This window comes from Neisseria sp. N95_16, assembly GCF_002551535.2.
Taxonomy (GTDB): Bacteria; Pseudomonadota; Gammaproteobacteria; order Burkholderiales; family Neisseriaceae; genus Neisseria; species Neisseria brasiliensis.
Genome location: NZ_PDBT02000046.1, coordinates 1 through 20,357, shown reverse-complemented (window position 1 = coordinate 20,357; position 20,357 = coordinate 1). Strand labels below are relative to the sequence as shown.

At 49.4% G+C, this 20,357-nt stretch carries 22 protein-coding genes; 15 read left to right on the top strand and 7 right to left on the bottom strand.

Annotated elements, in window-relative coordinates:
* Nucleotides 1-171, bottom strand: a 171-nt coding sequence (locus tag CRG49_RS13890; RefSeq protein WP_157807888.1) for a helix-turn-helix domain-containing protein, incomplete at its 3' end; no start/stop codon positions are given.
* 163 nt (nt 172-334) lie between these two features.
* On the opposite strand from CRG49_RS13890, the gene rsmA reads away from it, so the two are divergent.
* The 10 genes from rsmA (at nt 335) to greB (ending at nt 8,445) form a co-directional block, all read left to right on the top strand.
* Entirely contained in the window at nt 335-1,114 is a 780-nt protein-coding gene (gene rsmA, locus CRG49_RS08315; RefSeq protein ID WP_095503637.1) for a 16S rRNA (adenine(1518)-N(6)/adenine(1519)-N(6))-dimethyltransferase RsmA, read from the top strand.
* 14 nt (nt 1,115-1,128) lie between these two features.
* A complete protein-coding gene (locus tag CRG49_RS08310; protein WP_095503638.1) occupies nt 1,129-1,698 on the top strand; it encodes a GTP pyrophosphokinase in 570 nt (189 codons plus the stop codon).
* 30 nt (nt 1,699-1,728) lie between these two features.
* The gene (locus CRG49_RS08305; protein ID WP_095503639.1) at nt 1,729-2,457 is read left to right on the top strand and encodes an amino acid ABC transporter ATP-binding protein; all 729 of its coding nucleotides are present in this window, start codon (nt 1,729-1,731) and stop codon (nt 2,455-2,457) included.
* Between the two features lie 67 nt (nt 2,458-2,524).
* Nucleotides 2,525-2,884 carry a hypothetical protein gene (locus CRG49_RS08300; protein ID WP_095503640.1) on the top strand — a complete coding sequence of 120 codons (360 nt, stop codon included), beginning with the start codon at nt 2,525-2,527 and terminating at the stop codon, nt 2,882-2,884.
* A 2-nt stretch (nt 2,885-2,886) separates the two neighbouring features.
* Nucleotides 2,887-3,330 (top strand): protein YgfX, encoded by a 444-nt coding sequence (locus CRG49_RS08295; RefSeq protein ID WP_095503641.1) that lies wholly within the window; start codon nt 2,887-2,889, stop codon nt 3,328-3,330.
* Between the two features lie 68 nt (nt 3,331-3,398).
* Nucleotides 3,399-4,676: a bifunctional tetrahydrofolate synthase/dihydrofolate synthase gene (gene folC, locus CRG49_RS08290; RefSeq protein ID WP_095503642.1), complete on the top strand. Its 1,278-nt coding sequence runs from the start codon at nt 3,399-3,401 to the stop codon at nt 4,674-4,676.
* Nucleotides 4,677-4,688: 12 nt separating this feature from the next.
* A complete protein-coding gene (locus CRG49_RS08285) occupies nt 4,689-5,726 on the top strand; it encodes an SPOR domain-containing protein (protein WP_095503643.1) in 1,038 nt (345 codons plus the stop codon).
* On the top strand, nt 5,719-6,231 hold the full coding sequence (locus tag CRG49_RS08280; protein WP_095503644.1) for a CvpA family protein: 513 nt from the start codon (nt 5,719-5,721) through the stop codon (nt 6,229-6,231). The genes CRG49_RS08285 and CRG49_RS08280 overlap by 8 nt, the downstream gene beginning before the upstream one ends.
* Before the next feature lie 99 nt (nt 6,232-6,330).
* On the top strand, nt 6,331-7,866 hold the full coding sequence (gene purF, locus CRG49_RS08275; RefSeq protein WP_095503645.1) for an amidophosphoribosyltransferase: 1,536 nt from the start codon (nt 6,331-6,333) through the stop codon (nt 7,864-7,866).
* Between the two features lie 87 nt (nt 7,867-7,953).
* Nucleotides 7,954-8,445 (top strand): transcription elongation factor GreB, encoded by a 492-nt coding sequence (greB, locus tag CRG49_RS08270; protein ID WP_095503646.1) that lies wholly within the window; start codon nt 7,954-7,956, stop codon nt 8,443-8,445.
* A 184-nt stretch (nt 8,446-8,629) separates the two neighbouring features.
* On the opposite strand, the gene ykgO is transcribed toward greB, so the two are convergent.
* Nucleotides 8,630-8,755 carry a type B 50S ribosomal protein L36 gene (gene ykgO / locus CRG49_RS08265; RefSeq protein WP_003685279.1) on the bottom strand — a complete coding sequence of 42 codons (126 nt, stop codon included), beginning with the start codon at nt 8,753-8,755 and terminating at the stop codon, nt 8,630-8,632.
* A complete protein-coding gene (locus CRG49_RS08260) occupies nt 8,755-9,030 on the bottom strand; it encodes a type B 50S ribosomal protein L31 (RefSeq protein ID WP_095503647.1) in 276 nt (91 codons plus the stop codon). The genes ykgO and CRG49_RS08260 overlap by 1 nt, the downstream gene beginning before the upstream one ends.
* 279 nt (nt 9,031-9,309) lie before the next feature.
* Between CRG49_RS08260 and CRG49_RS08255 the strand changes: the two genes are divergently transcribed.
* Nucleotides 9,310-10,767, top strand: coding sequence for a TrkH family potassium uptake protein (locus CRG49_RS08255; RefSeq protein WP_095503648.1), 1,458 nt, complete (start codon nt 9,310-9,312; stop codon nt 10,765-10,767).
* Nucleotides 10,768-10,829: 62 nt separating this feature from the next.
* Here the strand turns inward: CRG49_RS08255 and galU are convergent, their stop codons facing one another.
* The 4 genes from galU to ampD all read right to left on the bottom strand — a co-directional run bounded on the left by galU (nt 10,830) and on the right by ampD (nt 16,321).
* Complete coding sequence (galU, locus tag CRG49_RS08250) at nt 10,830-11,696, bottom strand: UTP--glucose-1-phosphate uridylyltransferase GalU (RefSeq protein ID WP_095503649.1); 867 nt, start codon at nt 11,694-11,696, stop codon at nt 10,830-10,832.
* A 69-nt stretch (nt 11,697-11,765) separates the two neighbouring features.
* Nucleotides 11,766-14,234, bottom strand: coding sequence for an NAD-dependent DNA ligase LigA (gene ligA, locus CRG49_RS08245; protein WP_095503650.1), 2,469 nt, complete (start codon nt 14,232-14,234; stop codon nt 11,766-11,768).
* A 133-nt stretch (nt 14,235-14,367) separates the two neighbouring features.
* Nucleotides 14,368-15,603, bottom strand: coding sequence for a cell division protein ZipA C-terminal FtsZ-binding domain-containing protein (locus CRG49_RS08240; RefSeq protein ID WP_095503651.1), 1,236 nt, complete (start codon nt 15,601-15,603; stop codon nt 14,368-14,370).
* A 160-nt stretch (nt 15,604-15,763) separates the two neighbouring features.
* Complete coding sequence (gene ampD / locus CRG49_RS08235; RefSeq protein WP_095503652.1) at nt 15,764-16,321, bottom strand: 1,6-anhydro-N-acetylmuramyl-L-alanine amidase AmpD; 558 nt, start codon at nt 16,319-16,321, stop codon at nt 15,764-15,766.
* Nucleotides 16,322-16,439: 118 nt separating this feature from the next.
* Here ampD and mltG point away from each other — a divergent pair, with 118 nt between their 5' ends.
* The 4 genes from mltG to CRG49_RS08215 all read left to right on the top strand — a co-directional run bounded on the left by mltG (nt 16,440) and on the right by CRG49_RS08215 (nt 20,307).
* Nucleotides 16,440-17,435 (top strand): endolytic transglycosylase MltG, encoded by a 996-nt coding sequence (gene mltG, locus CRG49_RS08230; RefSeq protein WP_095503653.1) that lies wholly within the window; start codon nt 16,440-16,442, stop codon nt 17,433-17,435.
* 84 nt (nt 17,436-17,519) lie between these two features.
* On the top strand, nt 17,520-18,140 hold the full coding sequence (gene tmk, locus CRG49_RS08225) for a dTMP kinase (RefSeq protein ID WP_095503654.1): 621 nt from the start codon (nt 17,520-17,522) through the stop codon (nt 18,138-18,140).
* Nucleotides 18,141-18,404: 264 nt separating this feature from the next.
* Nucleotides 18,405-19,685, top strand: coding sequence for a malic enzyme-like NAD(P)-binding protein (locus CRG49_RS08220; RefSeq protein WP_095503655.1), 1,281 nt, complete (start codon nt 18,405-18,407; stop codon nt 19,683-19,685).
* Nucleotides 19,686-19,827: 142 nt separating this feature from the next.
* Nucleotides 19,828-20,307, top strand: coding sequence for a YqhA family protein (locus tag CRG49_RS08215; protein ID WP_157798110.1), 480 nt, complete (start codon nt 19,828-19,830; stop codon nt 20,305-20,307).
* Nucleotides 20,308-20,357 lie beyond the last annotated feature (50 nt).

Here is a 20,357-nt window from a genome sequence, read left to right as displayed (position 1 = left end):
CTGTTGTGCTTTTCGGTAACAGTAGGTTCCGTTGACGGAATGCCGTCTGATTTCCCGACTGACGGTGGCGGGATGACAACCGATGTTCTGTGCGATTTGGTTTAGGGGTAGGTTGCGGTAATGTCTGGAAATGTAGTATCTTTGGTGTGAGGTCAGTTGTGTGTAGGCCATATTGCAATCTTTCTTGTCAGGAAAGGCAGTATACTACCGCATACTGGCCTTTTCTGTTATTGGAAATTGCACTTGTTAGGCGAATGTAAGGGCCTTTTCTCAATCGGCGGATATTTTCAGTTACAATACATCCTTGAAAAAATCCCCCGAATAAAGACGCCGTATGAAAGAACACAAAGCCCGCAAACGCTTTGGGCAAAACTTTTTGCAAGACACGCGCATCATCAGCGATATTGTCAACGCCGTGCGCCCCGAGGTCGATGATATCGTTATCGAAATCGGCCCGGGTTTGGCCGCGATTACCGAGCCGCTGGCGAAAAAACTCAAGCAATTGCACGTTTGCGAAATCGACCGTGATATTGTCAAGCGATTGAAAACGCTGCCGTTTGCCGATAAATTGGTGATACACGAAGGCGATGTGCTGCAATTTGATTTCAACAGCATTGCAGGCAAAAAGAAAATTGTCGGCAACCTGCCTTATAATATTTCCACGCCGCTGCTGTTTAAATTGGCCGAAGTGGCCGATGACGTGATTGATATGCACTTTATGCTGCAAAAAGAAGTGGTCGAACGCATGGTGGCCGAGCCAAAAACCAACGACTACGGCCGCTTGGGCGTGATGCTGCAATACTTTTTTGAGATTGAGTCGCTAATTGACGTGCCGCCAGAGTCATTCGACCCCGCGCCGAAAGTCGATTCCGCCGTGGTGCGCATGATTCCGTCGAAACACCGCATCGGCAAAGCCGATGATTTCGAGCATTTTGCCAAACTGGTCAAGCTTGCTTTCCATCAGCGCCGCAAAACCATCCGCAATAATTTGAAAGAATTGGCCGACGATGCCGATTTAGAAGCCGTGGGCATCAGCCCGCAAGATCGCGCCGAACACATCGCGCCGGAAAAATATGTCGCCTTGAGCAATTATTTGGTGAATAAGGCCGTCTGAACAGAAGGGCATCCATGGAAACCAATCTGCGTAAAACCGAGCGGTTAATCCGCGAAATTAACCGCATTCATGCGCAATATTCGCAGGATTATTTCGAAAGCGGCAAAGTGGCCAAAATTAATTTGAGCCACACGTTGCGTAAAGTACCGACCGAGCATATTTTGTCTTACCGCCTGAATCTGCACGAAGCGATTAACGATTATCTGGCTTTTGCCGATACGCGCGGTATCGACTTTTTTTACCGCGTGAAAACCGCCGAAAGCATACACCATAAAATCGAGCGTTATCTGGCGCGCGACAACCAGTATCCGGTCAACAATATCCTCAACGATATTTTCGGCGCACGCCTGATTTGGCCGTCTGAAACCGTGGCTGAGATTTTGGAAAAGCTGGATGATTGGAAAGCGGAATATGGTTTGAAAAACTGGTATTTGCGCGATATTGACGGCTACATCGGCGTGCATATTTATTTTAAAAACAGCAGCAATTTCTATTATCCTTGGGAATTGCAGATTTGGGATGAAAAAGACGCCCAAGCCAATATTGAAAACCACATGGCGTATAAACGCGATTTTGTGCGCTAAACGGTCAAGCAGGCCGTCTGAAAGTAAAATATGATTAAATTCAAAAATGTACACAAACATTTCAAAGATTTGCACGTTATCAATGGTGTGAATCTGGAAGTCAAACAAGGCGAAGTGGTGGTGGTTTGCGGCCCGTCGGGCAGCGGCAAATCGACCTTAATCCGCACCGTCAACCAGCTGGAAAGCATTGAAAGCGGCGAAATCTGGGTCGATGGCGTGAATGTGGCCGATCCGAAAACCAATCTCAATAAAGTGCGTGAAGAAGTGGGCTTTGTGTTCCAAAGTTTCAATCTGTATCCGCATTTGAGCGTGTTGGAAAACATTGTGTTGTCGCCGATGAAAGTGAAAGGGCAGAGCCGCGCCCAAGCCGAAGCCAAGGCAATGGAATTGCTGGAGCGCGTCGGTTTGGCGCACAAAAAAGATGCCTTGCCGAGCCAATTGTCCGGCGGTCAGCAGCAGCGTGTGGCAATTGCCCGCGGTTTGGCGATGGAGCCGCGTGTGATGCTGTTTGACGAACCGACTTCGGCGCTGGATCCGGAAATGGTCGGCGAAGTGTTGCGGGTGATGAAAGACTTGGCGATGAGCGGCATGACCATGATGTGTGTGACGCACGAGATGGGTTTTGCCCGCGAAGTGGCCGACCGTGTGATTTTTGTCGATCACGGCCAAATCATCGAAGAAGCCACGCCGGAAGAATTTTTCACTAATCCGAAACACGAGCGCGCCAAGCAGTTTTTACAGCAGGTGATGACGCATTAATCAATGTGCAAGGCCGTCTGAACAGTATTCAGACGGCATGAAAGACAATAGCAATCAAAGGATAGTCATGTATTTTGTTGACCGCACCGCCGTGGTGTTAAAACCGACCGCACGTTTTTTGGAATGGCTGAAATCGGCCGATGAAAATATGCCTGATTTGACGGTAGAGCAAATCCGCACCAATTGCTCGGTGTTTTTGGTGCCGGAATTTGATGAGCCGGAAGCGGTGATTTCGTATTTTGACGAGCGTTACCAGCAGATTTTTGAAGCAGAAATTGCCGGTTGGGACGTGGATAAAGCCAAATGGCCGCAAGACATGAGCTTGAAGGCGTTTTGGGAATTTTTTGAAATTGAAATCCACGATATGGTTTTGGACATGGAAGATGCTGATTTAAACGTCAGCCCTGTGTTCGACAACATGATGTAACCATGCGCGCATTTCAGACGGCCTTGAAGCCTTCCCGCAGCCTGAAAATCATGGTGTTGATTTTGCACTTGGCGGCAGTAGTGATGTGTGCAGCGTGGTTTTACGGCGTGATGTTTTGGCTGGGTTTGCTCGGTTTGGCAGTAAGCTTGGTTTACGCTTGGTATCATGCCGATTTAAAAGGCAATCAGGCAATAAAGCAGATTGCGGTAAACCGTTTGCAGCAGGCCGCCATTTTTGTCGGGCGCGAGCAGACGGCTTTTGAAGCAGTATTGGGCGGCGCATCGCTGGTGACGTGTTATGTGTTGTTTTTGCAATGGCATACTGGCAGCCGCACCATTTGGCTATTGGTGTTGCCCGATATGTTGGATAAAGAAACCCACCGCCGCTTGCGCGTATGGGCGCGTTGGTGTCAAGTGGCGCAAACGCCGTCTGAACAAAAAATCTGATGTGCATTAAATATCATAAAACGCTGGTCTGTTTCAGACGGCCTTAAATAATAAATACCTGAAAAATAATGAAAACACTACAAGACTGGCTCTCTCATTTAGAAACCTCCCACAGCACCGGCCTTATCGATATGGGCTTGGAACGCGTCGGCGAAGTGAAAACCCGCATGGGCTTAACGCCGCAATGTCCTGTGGTGGTGGCGGCGGGCACCAACGGCAAAGGTTCGGTGTGTGCTTATTTGTCGCAGATTTATAAACAGGCCGGTTTTAAAGTGGGTACGCTGACCAGCCCGCATATTTTGCGCTTTAACGAACGCATTGCCGTGAATGCCGCGCCGGTTGACGACGAAACCATCGTGGCGGCGTTTGAGCGCATTGAAGCGGCGCGTGGCGATATTTCGCTGACTTATTTTGAATTCAATACCTTGGCGGCGGTGGATATTTTCATGCGTGCCGAAGTGGATGTGATGGTGCTGGAAGTCGGCTTGGGTGGGCGTTTGGACGCGGTAAATGTGTTCGATGCCGATTGCGCGGTGGTGACCAGTGTGGATTTGGATCATCAGGCGTTTTTGGGCGATACGGTCGAGCAGGTCGGCTTTGAAAAAGCGGGCGTGTTCCGCAGCGGCAAACCGGCGATTTGCGGTCAGAATCCGCCGCCGGAATCCTTGCGCCAACACGCTGAAAAAATCGGCGCGCATTTGTTGTTGGTCAAAGAAGATTTTGATTTCAACACCTTGGAAAATGTACAATGGAATTATCAGTTCCATCCGAAAGTTTCAGACGGCCTTTTCCCCAAACGCCGTAATGCCTTGCCATTTCCGGCTTTGCGCGGTGCGTACCAAATCGGCAATGCCGCCATCGCGCTAACAGTGTTGGAATGCTTGGCCGACAAGCTGCCGATTGATATTGGGGCAATTAAGCGCGGTTTGCTGCTGGTGGAAAATCCGGGGCGTTTCCAAGTGTTGCCGGGTCGTCCGCTGACTATTTTGGATGTCGGACACAATCCGCATGCCGCGCGTGCCTTGCGCCGCAGCCTGATTAATCTGGCATTTGCGCAAAACCGTATTGCCGTGTTCAGCATGTTGGCCGATAAAGATATTGACGGCGTGCTGGAGCTTGTGAAAGACCAGTTTGACGAATGGTATATCGCGCCTTTAAATATGTCGCGCGGCATGACGATTGATGCTTTGCAAGACAAACTGGCGCAGCACGACATCGATAAAATCAAAGTCTTTGACCATGTTCAAAGCGCTTACCAAGCCGCTTTGGCGAAAGCTTCTGAAAATGATAGAATTGTCGTTTTCGGTTCGTTTCATACTGTTGCCGATGTGATGGCGACCTTGTAAATAGGAAATTTCATGTCTGACGATAAGCAAAAAGAAGTTTTAACCGGTTATGAGCAGCTCAAACGCCGCAACCGCCGCCGCTTGGTGATGACGTCAGGATTGGTCGTGGTTGCCGGTATTTTGTTGGCTTCTGTATTGAGCACGGGCAGCGACGATGAAGAAAAAGCAGCACCAACAGCCGCAGTAGCACAAAATGATGCGCAAGGCGATGTCGCCAATGCTGCCGTGTTGGAACCGAGCAATAAGGAAGAAGCACAAGCCGCCGCTCAAGAGCAAGCTGCCGCACAAAGCAGTGAGCCTGAACAACCGGTGGAAGTGTTGAGACCTGCCGCCGCTACGCCACCGCAAGACATCGGTGCGCCGTTGGTGTTGATTAACGACAAATTGGTCGACAGCGACATCAAAGGCTTGGAAGAATCAGAGCGCATTCGTAAAGCCGAAGAAGAAAAACGCGCAGCAGAAGAGCAGAAGGCTGAAGCGCGCCGTCAACGCTTGGCAGAACAACGCGCAGCCAAACGCGCCGAAGAAAAACGTTTAGCAGCGGAAAAAGAAGCAGCGAAGAAACGTGCTGCGGCAGCGAAGGCTGAGAAATCAGAACGTAATGCAGAAGCTGAACGCAAGCAAGCAGAAAAAGCTGCCGCCGAGCGTAAAGCCAAACAAGCTGAAGAGAAGAAAGCAGCTGCGGCCAAATCCAAAGCAGAAGCCGATAAAAAAGCAGCGGCTGCTAAAGCCAAAGAAACCGAGAAAAAAGCCGCCACCAAAAAAGCAGAACCGGCTAAGGCTAAATCGACTGAAAAAGCAGCCGATAGCGGTTCTAAAGGTCAAAAAGCTGCTATTCAGGCCGGTTATTCCGATAAAGAACGCGCCCAAAGCCTGCAGCGCAAAATGAAAGCAGCCGGTATTAATGCCACCATTAGCGAAGTCAAAACCGATAAAGGTGTGGTTTACCTTGTGAAATCAAACTCATATAAGAGCCGCCAAGAAGCTGCGAAAGATTTGGAAAAATTGCGCTCTAAAAACGGCATCGCAGGACAGGTCGTGAATGAGTAATATTCCTTTGGCGGATTTATTGGCTTTCGGCGTGATTGCGGCCTGTATTATCATGTCGCTCATGCGCGGCGTGATTGCCGAAATCAGCTCACTGATTACTTGGGTTGTGGCGTTTTTCATTGCCAAGTGGTTTGCCGTGCCATTTTCTGAAATTGCCTTTAAATCTTTCGAGCCGCAAGCCTTGGGTGTGGCATTGGCCTTTATCATGCTGTTTGTTGCGGCATGGTTGGTGCAACGTTTCTTGCGCTCATTGCTGACTGCCGGTGTATCGGCCATCGGGCTGGGCAGCGTTAACCGCTTGCTTGGCGGTGTATTCGGTGCAGCTAAAGGCGTATTGCTGGTGACGCTGGCCGTGATGGTGTGTTCCTACACCGATTTGCCGGAAACGGATGACTGGCAGGCATCGCACACCATTCCTTATTTTGAAACCTTGGCGCATGATGTGGTGATGCCTTATTTGCCGACGATTGGCAACAGATTAAACGATACGGATATTCCTTCATAATACAACCGGTTTCAGACGGCCTTTTTGATACAGGCTGTCTGAAACCGGTTTAATCTTGTTTTATTTCATTGGGTTAATTCTTTTATTCGGAGAACACAAATGTGTGGTGTATTAGGGTTGGTGAGTAACGAGCCGGTCAATCAGCTTTTGTATGATGGTTTGCAGATGCTGCAGCATCGCGGTCAGGATGCGGCGGGCATCGTGACAGCTGAAGGCAGCATGTTCCATATGCATAAAGGCAAAGGCATGGTGCGCGAAGTGTTCCGCACGCGTAATATGCGCGATTTAATCGGTCATTCCGGCATTGCTCATGTGCGTTACCCAACCGCAGGCAATGCAGGCAGCAGCGCCGAAGCGCAGCCGTTTTACGTGAGCTCGCCTTTCGGTATCGTGTTGGCGCACAACGGTAATTTGACCAATACTGCCGAACTGTATGAAAACGTGTGCCACAAACACCTGCGCCACATCAATACCAGCTCCGATTCGGAAGTATTGCTGAATGTATTCGCGCATGAGTTGCGTCATGAAGTCTCGAAAAACAGCGACAAAGTGTTGAGCACCGACAATGTATTTACCGCTGTTAAAGCCGTGCATGAATTGGTGCGCGGTGCCTATGGTGTGGTGGCGATGATTGCCGGCTACGGTATGGTGGCTTTCCGCGATCCGCACGGCATCCGTCCGCTGGTGCTGGGTTCGAAAACCGATGAAAACGGTTTCAAATCTTACGCCGTAGCTTCCGAATCGGTGGCTTTCAATGCTTTAGAATACGATTTAGAACGCGATATTGAGCCGGGTGAAGCGGTGTTTATCAGCTTTGACGGCCAGTTTTTCTCGCGCCAATGCAGCGCATCACAATTGAAACCATGTTTGTTTGAATACGTTTATTTTGCCCGTCCGGACTCGGTGATTGACGAAGTATCGGTGTATCAGGCGCGTTTGGATATGGGCGTGTCGCTGGCAGAAAAAATCAAGCGTGAATTGCCAATTGACGACATCGACGTGATTATGCCAATTCCCGATACCAGCCGCCCGAGCGCTATGGAATTGGCCATGCACTTGAACAAACCTTACCGCGAAGGCTTGATTAAAAACCGCTACATCGGCCGCACCTTCATCATGCCGGGGCAGGCGACGCGTAAAAAATCCGTTCGCCAAAAATTGAGCCCGATGGAAACCGAATTCAAAGGCAAAAGCGTGTTGTTGGTGGATGATTCCATCGTACGCGGTACCACCAGCCGTGAAATTGTTGAAATGGTTCGTGCTTCAGGCGCACGCAAAGTGTATATCGCATCGGCCGCACCGGAAGTTCGCTTCCCGAATGTGTACGGCATCGACATGCCGACGCGTGAAGAACTGATTGCCAACGGCCGCACACCTGCTGAAATTGCACAGGAAATCAGCGCCGACGGCATTGTGTTCCAAGATTTGAACGACTTGGAAGCGGTAGTCAAAGCCTTGAATCCAAAAATCGAAGGTTTTGATTCTTCATGCTTTAACGGCATTTACCTGACCGGCGACATCGACGAAGCCTATTTGCAGCGTTTATCAGAAGGCAAAACCGGCTGCGGCGGCCTGAAAGTCATGCCAAGCAAAATGGAACACAGCATCACCATCAGCAGCAGCGACGAAGAATAAGCAGGAAAGAAAAGGCCGTCTGAAAGCGCAAAGGGTTTTCAGACGGCCTTTCGATTGAATTAAAATAAAGTCCGTAAAGGATTTATTATGACAGCAGAAACCAAAAATTACATCACGCCCGTCGGCTGGCAGGCATTAAAAGACGAACTTTATCAGTTAGTCAATAAAGAGCGTCCCGAAATCGTGCAAATTGTTAACTGGGCAGCGAGCAATGGCGACCGCAGCGAAAATGGCGATTATCTTTACGGTAAACGCCGCATGCGCGAAATCGACCGCCGTATCCGTTTCCTGACCAAGCGCTTGGAAGCCGCGGTAGTGGTCGATCCGGAAGCACGCGAAGCGACTGATCAAGTATTTTTCGGCGCGACTGTTGAATTATTGCGCGGCGATGGCAGCGAGCAAACTGTGAAAATCGTCGGCGTGGATGAGATTGATACGGCCCAAAACAAAATTTCGTGGATTTCCCCTTTAGCGCGTTGCCTGATTAAAGCGCGCGAAGGCGATGAAGTGGTGCTCAACGGGCCGGAAGGGCGTGAAGAGATTGAGATTTTATCGGTTGCATATTGCCGCATTGATTGAGGCCGTCTGGAAAAAATCAGTTGTCCAGTCTAAACATTCACATCGAGGCCGTCTGAATTTCAGACGCTCGATGTGAATAACGCTTATAAAAAATAAACAAAAAAAAATGCCGCACCAAGGGGATGCGGTGCGGCCAAATCTCAATAGCCAGAGAGAGTTACATAAAAAATCACAGCAAAAAAGGTTAACGCTGACGCGCTTTGAAACGTGGATTGCTCTTGCAAATCACATACACTTTGCCTTTACGGCGCACGATTTGGCAATCGCGGTGGCGTTTCTTGGCGGTTTTCAGAGAAGATAAAACCTGCATCATTTATCCTTTCTCAAAGAACCCATCATGGATTGGAAACGTTGATGGAACTTGCTGGCGCGGCCTTCGGTGGTCACGTTGCGCTGTCTGCCGGTGTAAACAGGGTGGGAGGCGGAAGAGGTATCCAAAGAAAACAGTGGGTATTCGTTGCCGTCTTTCCAAACCATGGTTTTACCGTGGGTATTGGCGCATGAACGGATGAGCCAACCTTCGTCGGCGCCGCTGTCGTAGAATAAAACGGTGCGGTAATTATCCGGATGAATATCGGGTTTCATAAAATTTCCTAGCAAATGTTATGGTATAACATTATATACCTATTTTGCTAAAAGACAAGTTTATGATAAGATAAAATCCCAGTATTAAACCTAATCATCTGTTTTATTTTGAGATTTATTCTCATTTTAGATGACTTGAAATCGAAATATCCATATCCATTTGTAGAGAATTTGATAAAATACGCTTTCAGACGGCCTTATCAATAGCAACAAGGCCGTCTGAAATTTTTGAATTGTTTCGGCAGCCGTGTTCAGACGGCCTGCGTTTAAAAGATTGATATGTATAAAGTCATACCGATTATCCACGTGCTGTCCAAGCTCGGCGTGTTGTTTTCGCTGTTGCTGATGGTGCCGACGCTGATGTCGTATTTTTTTCTCGACAGCGCGTTTCCGGCATTTGCCCGTACCGCACTGGTGACGACGTTTTCTTCCTGCACCATCTGGCTGCTGACGCTGCGCTATAACCGCGAGTTGCGCCCGCGCGACGGTTTTACTTTGGTGATTATGCTGTGGCTGGCGTTCGCCATAGTGGCGGCGGTGCCGATTTATTTATATGTGCCGCACATGAGTTTTACCGATGCGTTTTTTGAGGCGATGTCGGGCTTAACCACTACGGGGGCGACGGTTATCAGCAGCTTGGATACCTTGGCGCCGTCGGTCAATTTTTGGCGGCACATGCTCAACTGGCTGGGCGGCATGGGTATTATCGTGTTGGCGGTGGCGATTTTGCCGATGTTGGGTGTCGGTGGTACGCAGCTTTTCAAGGCTGAAATCCCGGGTTTGGACAAAGAAAGCAAGATGGCGCCGCGGATTTCGCAGGTGGCCAAAAAGCTGTGGGGTGCTTATATTTTAACCACAGTGGCGGCATTTTTTTCCTTGCATTGGGCGGGGATGAGCTGGTTTGATGCGCTTTGCCACGCCATGTCGTCGGTGGCTTTGGGCGGATTTTCCACGCATGATGACAGCATCGCTTATTTCAATTCGGTGAAAATCGAATGGACGATTATGTTTTTCACGCTGTTTGGCGGCATCAATTTTGCCAGCCACTTTGCTGCACTGGGCGGGCGTTCGCTGAAAGTGTATTGGAAAGACGAAGAATGCCGCGTGTTGTTGCTGGCGATGACATGCAGCATCATCATGGCCAGTCTGTATTTGTGGCATAAAGAATTTTATCCGTCGCTGGCTGATGCATTTCGTTTTGTCAGCTTTAATTTTGTGTCGATTGGCTTGGCCAGCGGCTTTGCGAATACCGATTTTGCCAAATGGCCGCTGCTGATTTCGTTGTGGATGTTTTTCTTGTCTAACGTATTGGCGTGTTCCGGCTCGATGGGTGGCGGCATTAAAAACGTGCGCGCTTTGGTGCTGTTTAAATTCAGTTTGCGCGAAATGATGATTTTGTTGCACCCGCGCGCGGTGCGTACGGTGAAGGTGAATAATCGCAGCATTTCCGAACGCATGGCCTTGACAGTGATGTCGTTTATTTTTGTGTATTTTATGACGGTGGTCGTGTTCACCTTCTTGATGATGGTTACCGGCTTGGATTTTGTTTCCGCGTTTACAGCGGTGATCGCCTGCATTACCAATGCGGGGCCGGGCTTGGGTGAAGTGGGGCCGGCGCATAATTACGCCAGCTTGAATGATGTGCAGAAATGGCTGTGCACCATTGTGATGCTGCTGGGGCGTTTGGAAATTTTCACGGTGTTGATTCTGTTTACACCGGCGTATTGGAAAAAATAAATGACTATAAAGTAGGCCGTCTGAAAAAATCATTTTCAGACGGCCTGTTTTATGGTCACAAATTATTTAACGTATTGTTTCAATAATTCGGCAAAGTCTTTTGCGGTTTCTGGGTGTTTCAAACCATAAGCCAAAGTGGCTTCCAGATAACCTAATTTGCTGCCACAGTCGTAGCGCTTGCCTTCGAACGCGTGTGCCAACACAAATTCGTGATCCAGCAGGCGGGCGATGGCATCGGTAAGTTGGATTTCATTGCCTGCACCGCGTGGCAAGTTGGTCAGTAAATCAAAAATGCGCGGGGTCAGGATGTAGCGGCCGACCACGGCTAAGTTGGAAGGGGCTTCTTCCGGTTTTGGTTTTTCCACAATATTGGTGATGCGCTGGAAGCTTTTGAGTTGTTCCACTTCAACAATGCCGTATGAACCGGTTTGCGATGGATCAACAGTTTCCACGCCCAATACGCTGTTGCCGCTTTGATTGTAGATATCGACCATTTGCTTCAACGCGCCTTGTGGGGCATCGATTAAGTCATCCGCCAAAATGACGGCAAACGGCTCATCGCCGACAGCGGCGCGAGCGCACAATACGGCATGACCCAAGCCCAAAGCTTCGGCTTGGCGGATATACAGGCAAGTGATTTCAGGCGGCAAAATGTCTTTAACGTGTGCCAGCAGTTTTTCTTTGTTGCGCTGTTCCAATTCGGTTTCCAGCTCGTAGGCTTTGTCGAAATGGTCTTCAATGCTGCGTTTGTTGCGGCCGGTCACAAACACCATTTCGGTGCAGCCGGCGGCAACGGCTTCTTCAACCGCATATTGAATCAAAGGCTTATCAACGATAGGCAGCATTTCTTTCGGGCTGGCTTTAGTAGCAGGTAAAAAACGTGTGCCCATGCCGGCAACGGGAAATACGGCTTTTTTAATCGGTTTCATGATGTCTCCGTGTGTAACAATTTCTAATCTTACCTGTTTGACCGAGAAACGATAAAAAATTCATTTTCTTTACGAATTTAACAATGTCAACAAGGCAGCCTCATCCAAAACAGTCACACCTAGCGCATTGGCTTTTTCCAATTTACTACCGGCGGCTTCACCTGCGACCACAAAATCGGTTTTTTTCGAGACGCTGCCGGAAACTTTACCGCCGGCGGCTTCAATCATGGCTTGGGCTTCGTCACGTTTTAAGGTCGGCAGGGTGCCGGTTAAGACGAAGGTTTTGCCAAACAGGCTGCTTGAATGGGATTCGGCTATTGTGTCGGTTTCAGACGGCATGTGTGCCAAAAATTGCTGCATGGTCGTTAAAAGCGATGAATTGGCATCAACGCTGCGCCACTGTTGCCAATCAGCGGGCAAAGCTTTGTCGTGGATTAAACCTTCGACAGTTTTACCAGCCAAATCCCATAGCGCGGCGGCTTTTTTCTCGCTGATTTTGAAACCGGGCAGGCGGTTGATCCAGCGTTCGGGGGTGACGTATTGCGCCAGCGGCAGGGTGATGGCTTGGGTTTGCGGTGCAACGCCGACAGCCAGCAATTCGTCAATCATGTTTTGCTGTTCGGGTTGGGCGAAGAAATGGGCGATTGAATGCGCTACTACGCTCCCGATGTCTGGCAGGCAAGCCAAAACAGGTTCGGGTGCGCGGCGGACACTTTCCAAATCGCCGAATGCTTGTGCCAGCGATTTGGCCGTGCGTTCACCGACATGACGGATGCCGAGGGCAAACAAGAAGCGCGCCAAATCAGGCTGTTTGCTCGCTTCGAGGCCGTCGAGAATATTTTGCGCCCATTTAGTCGGCGAGGCTTTTTTGCTGCTTTTGAGGCCGTCTGAAAGCGGTAAGGCAGTTTCAGACGGCATGTCTTCTGCGTTGAGTTGCGCTTCCGTTTGCTCGGTGGTTTCCTTCATTTTTTGCAGGGTGGTGATGTCCAAGCGGTATAGGTCGGCAAAATGCTGTACCAAATCTTGCGCCACCAATTGTTCGATTTGGCGTTGACCGAGGCCGTCGATGTCCATGGCTTTGCGCGAAGCAAAGTGAATCAAACCTTGTACCCGCTGCGCTTGACACAGCATACCGCCGCTGCAACGCGCCACGGCTTCGCCTTCTTCGCGTTCGATGTCGCTGCCACAAATCGGGCAATGCTCGGGCAGGCGGTATTGCGGATAAAGCGGTTGGGTGTCCGTTTGCGTGTTTTCAGATGGCATGGCAAACAAATCATCTTGCAGGCCGTCTGAAAGATGATTTTGTGTTTCAATGGTTTGCATCGGCCGGCGGTCGAATACCACGCGCACCACTTCGGGAATCACGTCACCCGCGCGGCGCACAATCACCGTATCGCCAACGCGCACGTCTTTACGCTGCGTTTCGCCTTCATTGTGCAGCGTGGCATTGGTCACGGTTACGCCGCCGACAAACACCGGCTGCAAACGCGCCACGGGGGTCACGGCACCGGTGCGGCCGACTTGCACGTCAATCGCTTCCACCACGGTCAAGGCTTCTTCGGCAGGGAATTTATGCGCAATCGCCCAGCGTGGCGCGCGCGAAATAAAGCCCAGCGTATCTTGCTGTGCCAAACTGTTGACCTTGACCACCATGCCGTCAATTTCATACGGCAGGGAAGGGCGTTTTTGCTGCATTTGCTCGTAAAAAGCCAATACTTCGCCAATATTGGGGAAACAACCGAATTGGCCGTAAGGTAGACTGAAGCCAAGTTCGATCAAATAAGCCAATTCTTGAATGTGTTCTTCCGAAACGAAGCCGCCTTCTTGTTGCGCGATGCCGTAGGCGAAAAAGTGCAGTTTGCGCTGGGCGGTGATTTTGGAATCGAGTTGGCGCAGGCTGCCGGCCGCGGCATTGCGCGGATTAGCAAACGCTTTTTGATTTTGCTCGGCTTGGCGTTGGTTGAGCGCGGCAAAATCGGCTTTGAGCATCAACACTTCACCGCGCACTTCAATCAGTTGCGGCACATTGTCGCCATGCAAACGCAAGGGAATATTGGCGATGGTTTTCACATTTTGCGTCACATCTTCGCCGGTTGCCCCATCGCCACGCGTAGCCGCTTGCATCAATACGCCGTCGCGATACAGCAGACTGATGGCTAAGCCGTCGAATTTGGGTTCAATGACATATTCAACCGCCGCACCGTTTAAACCGCCGCGCACGCGTTCATCAAAAGCATACATTTCCTTATGGTCGAACACGCCTTCTTCGTTTTGTGGTGAAAAAGCATTGTTCAGCGATAACATTGGCACGGTATGGCGCACGCTGGTAAAACCATCCAAAGCCGCACCGCCGACACGCTGGGTCGGGCTGTCGGGCTGTTTTAAATCAGGATGCGCGGCTTCTAAAGCCTCCAGCTCGCGGAACAGGCGGTCGTATTCGGCATCGGGCACAGTCGGTGCATCGAGCGTGTAGTATTCGTAGGCGTAGCGGTTGAGCAGGGCGGTGAGGTCTTGGATTTTTTGTTCGGTTGCGTTCATTGAGTCAAATATTCAGACGGCCTTTATAAAATAAACAGGCCGTCTGAAAAAACATAAAAAAGATAGGTAGATTTTACCTGAAAAAAGCGGATACGCTGTTGTGCATATCCGCTTTTTTTTGAGAAAAATGGCGTTATGAGAACAAACGTAGCGATTGTTTGCTGCCCGGTTTGATGCCCACTTTCAGCATTTCTTCCTGACGCGCCAATACATAATTGCGCACGTCTTTCAGCCAAGGGGTGGACACTTCTTCCATTTTGTCGTTGACCAAATCTAAGCTCAGTTGGCCGGACAATTTAACCGCCAAGTCCATAAACAGGTCGAAAGTTTTTTCACCGGCCGGAATATGCGGAATATCAAACAACATACTGAAGCCGCGATAGGCTTGGTTGTTCAGCAATGCACCGGTAAAGGGTGAATTATCGAGCGATGCCAAGATAAACATTGGATTGCCGTTTTCATCAGGGTAGTGGAACGTGCCGTCTTCAGCCAAATTGAAACCCACGCCTTCCACAGCGGAACGCAATTCCAAACCACTGATGCTGGAGCGCGATACCAAGTGGATGGCGATGGTTTGGTCAACGCGTTCGCAGAAGCTGTCGAGCGCTTGGGCCACTTCAACAAAAGCCGGTAAATCGGTGCAACGCACTTGACCGCCAACCAATTGGGCAAAGGCAGAAACTTGTTGGTTGAATTGATCTAATTCTTCTTCAGAAGCCAAACCATTGCGGCTAACGGCTTGCAAGCCCATTACGAAACCTTGGTAATACACGCCCGGAATCGGCTCGGCCACTTGGAAACGGTCGTCCATGGTGCAGCCGATGATTTGGAAGCGGTGACGGTTAGATAAGCGCGGCAAGGCATGCAGCTCTTGCGCTTCATTCAACGCGATGTAGGCCAGATAATCAAAGCGCGGGTCAAACCAAGGCAATTCAACTTGCACCAATTCATCCAAGCTCACTAAATTGCCGTGATGGGCAGTAGGCGTAGCTTGAGTGTTGATTTCATTGTTTAAACCGATGACGGTGTGTTGCACTTGTTCTTCGGTGAAATCGTCTTCCATCGCCAATTCAATATCGGTTTTGATGGCCGATGGTTTCGCCAATTTGGCTTTGGCGGCATAAATTTCATCTTGCTCTTGCAGGTTGCGCAAAGCAGCGTCTTCGGCTTTTTTTTTCTTTTTCAACAACAAACCGTGGCCGCCGGATTCTTTGCCGTCGCGCACATGGTTGGTTTTGCTGGCCAACAGCGCATCTTTATCGGAGTGGCCGAATTGTTCGCGCACTTGTTTGCGGTATTGGTTTTCTTGATACATATTGTAGGCAATCACAGCTAAAATAATAGCCAAGCCTAAAACGATAATAATCATGGTGGGCACTCTCGGGGAAGTAATTTCTGGAGTGGCGCAATGCCGGACTTGAACCGCAATCGGGACATCACGGTAATGTTCGGATTATAGCGAAATTTAACTATTCTGACAGCATTAAGCATAAAACCGACAACAACTTTGTTTCAGGCCATCTGAAAAGTCAATGCGTAACTGGAAAACCTGCTTGGATTAAACGCGCCCAATCGAAAAAATGGCCCGGATCGGTTTTGCGGTCGGGGGCAATATCCTGATGACCGGTGACAGCCTCGATAGGGTAATGTGCTTGTAATGCATTTAATAGATGGTGCAAGGTTTGGTATTGTGCTTCAGTAAACGGCTCAAAATCGCAGCCTTCCATTTCAATGCCGATGGAAAACTGGTTACATTTTTCCCGTCCTTGAAATGACGATACTCCGGCATGGTAGGCCATATCGTCGCACGAAACGAATTGCACCGCTTCACCCTCACGTGTGATAAAAAAATGGCTGGAGACACGCAAGGTGTGAATCACGCTGAAAAACGGATGTTCTTGCGGCCGGATTTGGTTGGTAAACAGCTTTTCTACCGCGCCGTTGCCATATTCAAAGGGCGGCAGGGAAATATTGTGCAGCACCACCAGCGAGATTTTCTCACCGGCAGGGCGCGTTTCAAAATTGGCAGAATGGGCTTGGCGGGCAGCCGACCAACGGCCTTGTTGCCAAGAAGATGCGAAATTCATGTTTCAGACGGCCTTTAATACTTTTATTCGATAAATGCTGCGTTAAGTGTAAATCTTCGGCAAAGACAGCGCATTCGGTTATACTGTCGCCCGATTAAACTTAATAACACATCCTACCATGTTGAATAAATTGTTGAAATGGCTGCTGGTGTTTTTGCTGGCCGTAATTGCTACGGTGACGGCGTTGTTGTTCGTGCCGAAAGACAACGGCAAAACCTATCGCGTAAAAGTGGCTAAAAACCAAGGCATTTCATCGGTGAGCCGCAAATTGGCTGACGACGACTTGATTTACAACCGCCATGTTTTAATGTTGGCCGCGTATGCAACCGGTATGCACGATCAATTAAAAGCAGGTACCTACCGTATGCCGGCCAAAGCTTCGGCGTGGGATGTGTTGCAAAAATTACGCAGCGGCCGTCCGGATACCGTAAGCGTGAAAATTGTTGAAGGCATGCGTTTTGCCACCATGCGCAAAATCATCAACGAAACCGAGAGCATTCAGCACGACACCGCCCAATGGAGCGATGAAAAGCTGATGGCTGAAATCGCGCCGGAGGCGCTGAATCCGAATCCGGAAGGCCAGTTCTTCCCGGATAGCTACGAAATCGATGCCGACAGCAGCGATATTCAGATTTACCGTTTGGCCTATAAAACCATGCAGTGCGAACTTAGCGCCGCATGGGATGAGCGTCAAAGCGGTTTGCCATATAAAAATCCGTATGAATTGCTGATTATGGCGAGCATCATCGAAAAAGAAACCGGCCATCCGGCCGATCGCGCGCATGTGTCGTCGGTGTTTAAAAATCGTTTGGTCATCGGCATGCGCCTGCAAACCGATCCTACTGTAATTTACGGCATGGGTGCAGCGTATCAGGGCAAAATCAGCAAAGCCGATTTACGCCGCGATACACCTTACAATACCTATACTCGGGCCGGTCTCACGCCGACCCCGATTGCCTTGCCGGGCAAAGCCGCGTTGGAAGCCGCCGCGCATCCTTCGACTGAGAAATACCTGTATTTTGTGTCCCGTATGGACGGCACCGGCTTGAGTCAATTCAGCCATACTTTGGATGAACACAACGCCGCTGTGCGTAAGTATATTTTGAAAAAGTAATTTTAGTATCAATGAAAGGCCGTCTGAAAATACAATATTATTGTAGAATTTCAGACGGCCTATTATTTAGATTAAAGGAATCCCATGAACGCCCAATTCATTACGCTCGACGGCATAGACGGTGCCGGAAAATCAACCAATTTGGCTGTGATGCAGGCATGGTTTGATGAACGCGGATTGCCAGTGGTGTTTACGCGCGAGCCGGGCGGCACAGCAATGGGCGAAGCCTTGCGCGAATTGTTGCTGAATCCGCAAACCCAAGTCAGCCTGCGGGCAGAAACGTTACTGATGTTTGCCGCGCGCCAGCAGCATTTGGAAGACGTGATTTTGCCGGCGTTGGAAAAAGGCATTCATGTGGTGTCCGACCGTTTTACCGATGCCACGTTTGCCTATCAGGGCGGCGGCCGCGGTGTGCCGTTGCAGGATATTGAAGTATTGGAAAACTGGGTGCAGGAAAGTTTGCGACCGGATTTGACGGTGTTGCTGGATGTGCCGCTTGAGGTGTCGATGGCGCGCATCAATAAGAGCCGCGAAAAAGACCGCTTCGAGCAAGAGCAGGCCGATTTTTTTGTGCGCGTGCGCGAGGTGTATCTCAACCGTGCCGCCGCCGCGCCAAACCGCTACGCCGTGATTGACAGCAATCGTGAGCGCGAACAGGTTAAACAGGATATTGAAACGGCATTAAGCCGCCATTTCGGGCTTTGATTCAAAATTAAACAAAAGGCCGTCTGAAAAACACAATGAAGGTTTTTCAGACGGCCTTTATTGCGTCTTATCAAATACTTTCCTATTGTTGACAAAAATAATCAAATTATCGGTATGCCCGCTTCAGGTTGCATGTTAAAATTACGTCTAATTACATCGGCTTGAAATCATAGATATTTACTTGCTTTTGTATACTACCGCCTGACCGATTTTCAGACGGCATACACTCTTCACAGCGTAAATTATTGCAACAGGATTATCCTAATGGAAAACACATTAAAAGAAGCATCACTGAAATTTCACGAATTCCCCGTTCCGGGTAAAGTATCCGTTACCCCGACAAAATCTCTGAGCACTTCGGAAGATTTGGCATTGGCCTACTCTCCGGGTGTTGCATTCCCTTGCTTGGAAATCGAAGCCGACCCACAAGCCGCCTACAAATACACTTCTAAAGGTAATTTGGTTGGCGTGATTTCCAACGGTACCGCCGTTTTAGGCTTGGGCAACATTGGCGCATTGGCCGGTAAGCCTGTTATGGAAGGCAAAGGCGTATTGTTCAAAAAATTCGCCGGCGTGGATGTATTTGATATTGAAATCGACGAAAAAGACCCACAAAAATTAGTCGACATCATCGCTGCATTGGAGCCGACTTTCGGCGGTATCAACTTGGAAGACATCAAAGCCCCTGAGTGCTTCTACATCGAAAGCGAATTGCGCAAACGCTGCAAAATTCCAGTATTCCACGACGACCAACACGGCACCGCCATCATCACCGCTGCCGCTGTATTGAATGCTTTGCGCCACACCGGCCGCGACATCAGCGAAGCCACTTTGGTGTGTTCCGGCGCAGGTGCTGCTGCGATTGCGTGTTTGAACCAATTGTTGGCAGTCGGCCTGAAACGTGAAAACGTGACCGTGTGCGACTCTAAAGGTGTGATTTACCAAACCCGCGAAGACAAAGACCGCATGGACGAATCGAAAAAATTCTACGCGGTAGAAGACCCCGGTGCACGTAACTTGGCCGATGCTGTAAAAGGCAAAGACATCTTTTTGGGCTTGTCAGGTGCCAACTTGCTGACACCAGAAATGCTGTTGAGCATGAACGACAAACCAATCGTATTTGCCATGGCCAACCCAAATCCTGAAATCATGCCACCATTGGCGAAAGAAACCCGTCCAGACGTGGTAATCGGTACCGGTCGTTCCGACTTCCCGAACCAAGTGAACAACGTATTGTGCTTCCCATTCATCTTCCGTGGTGCGTTGGATTGCGGTGCAACCACCATCAACGAAGAAATGAAACTGGCTTGCGTGTATGCCTTGGCTGATTTGGCGATGGAAGAAGTAACCGAAGAAGTGGCTGCTGCTTACGGCAAGAAATTTGAATTCGGTGCGGATTACCTGATTCCAACCCCATTCGATTCACGCCTGTTGCCACGCGTTGCTGCGGCGACTGCTAAAGCCGCGATGGAAAGCGGTGTAGCGACCCGTCCAATTGCCGATTTGGATGCATACCAAGCCAAATTGAGCGAATGGAAGCTGTAAGGTTTGAATCTATTGGGCTTGATGCCTGATTGAATCTAAACCCGAAAATACAGGCCGTCTGAAACATCTCAGACAGCCTGTGTTACTCATGTTTGACCAAGTCGTACATCGTTTAAAGAGTCGAAGACAAGATAGGAGAAGCATGTTAGAAAATATTTTCAGAAACAGCCGCTGGATGGTGTTGATTATTGTGATTGTCAGCTTTATCGCCTCGATTTTGCTTTACATCGCTTCGATTAATGCGGTATTGCATTTTATTGTCGGCTTTTTTAAAAACTTGCCCAGCGAACCGAGTGATGTGCAATATCAGGCGGTGATGTTGCTGAAAATATTAGATGTTTTGCTGATTGCGCTGACTTTTCAAATCATCAGTATTGCGCACTACCACTTTTTTATTTCTGCCAAGCCGAATAATGATTCGCGGTTTCTTAAAGCCTTGCATATTGGTAGTTTCCATGATTTGAAAATCATTATTTTGCAAGTGTCGTCTCTGATTTTGGCAATCATGTTTTTGGAGCAGATTGCGGCTGCCGGTGCGACTTTGGAAACGCTTTATTTTGCGGTTTCAATTGCGGTGGTGATGGCTGCGGTGGTGTTGACCATGAAGAGTTTACGGCATTGAAATCAACATAATCAAGGCCGTCTGAATATTCAGACGGCCTTGAGCTTTAT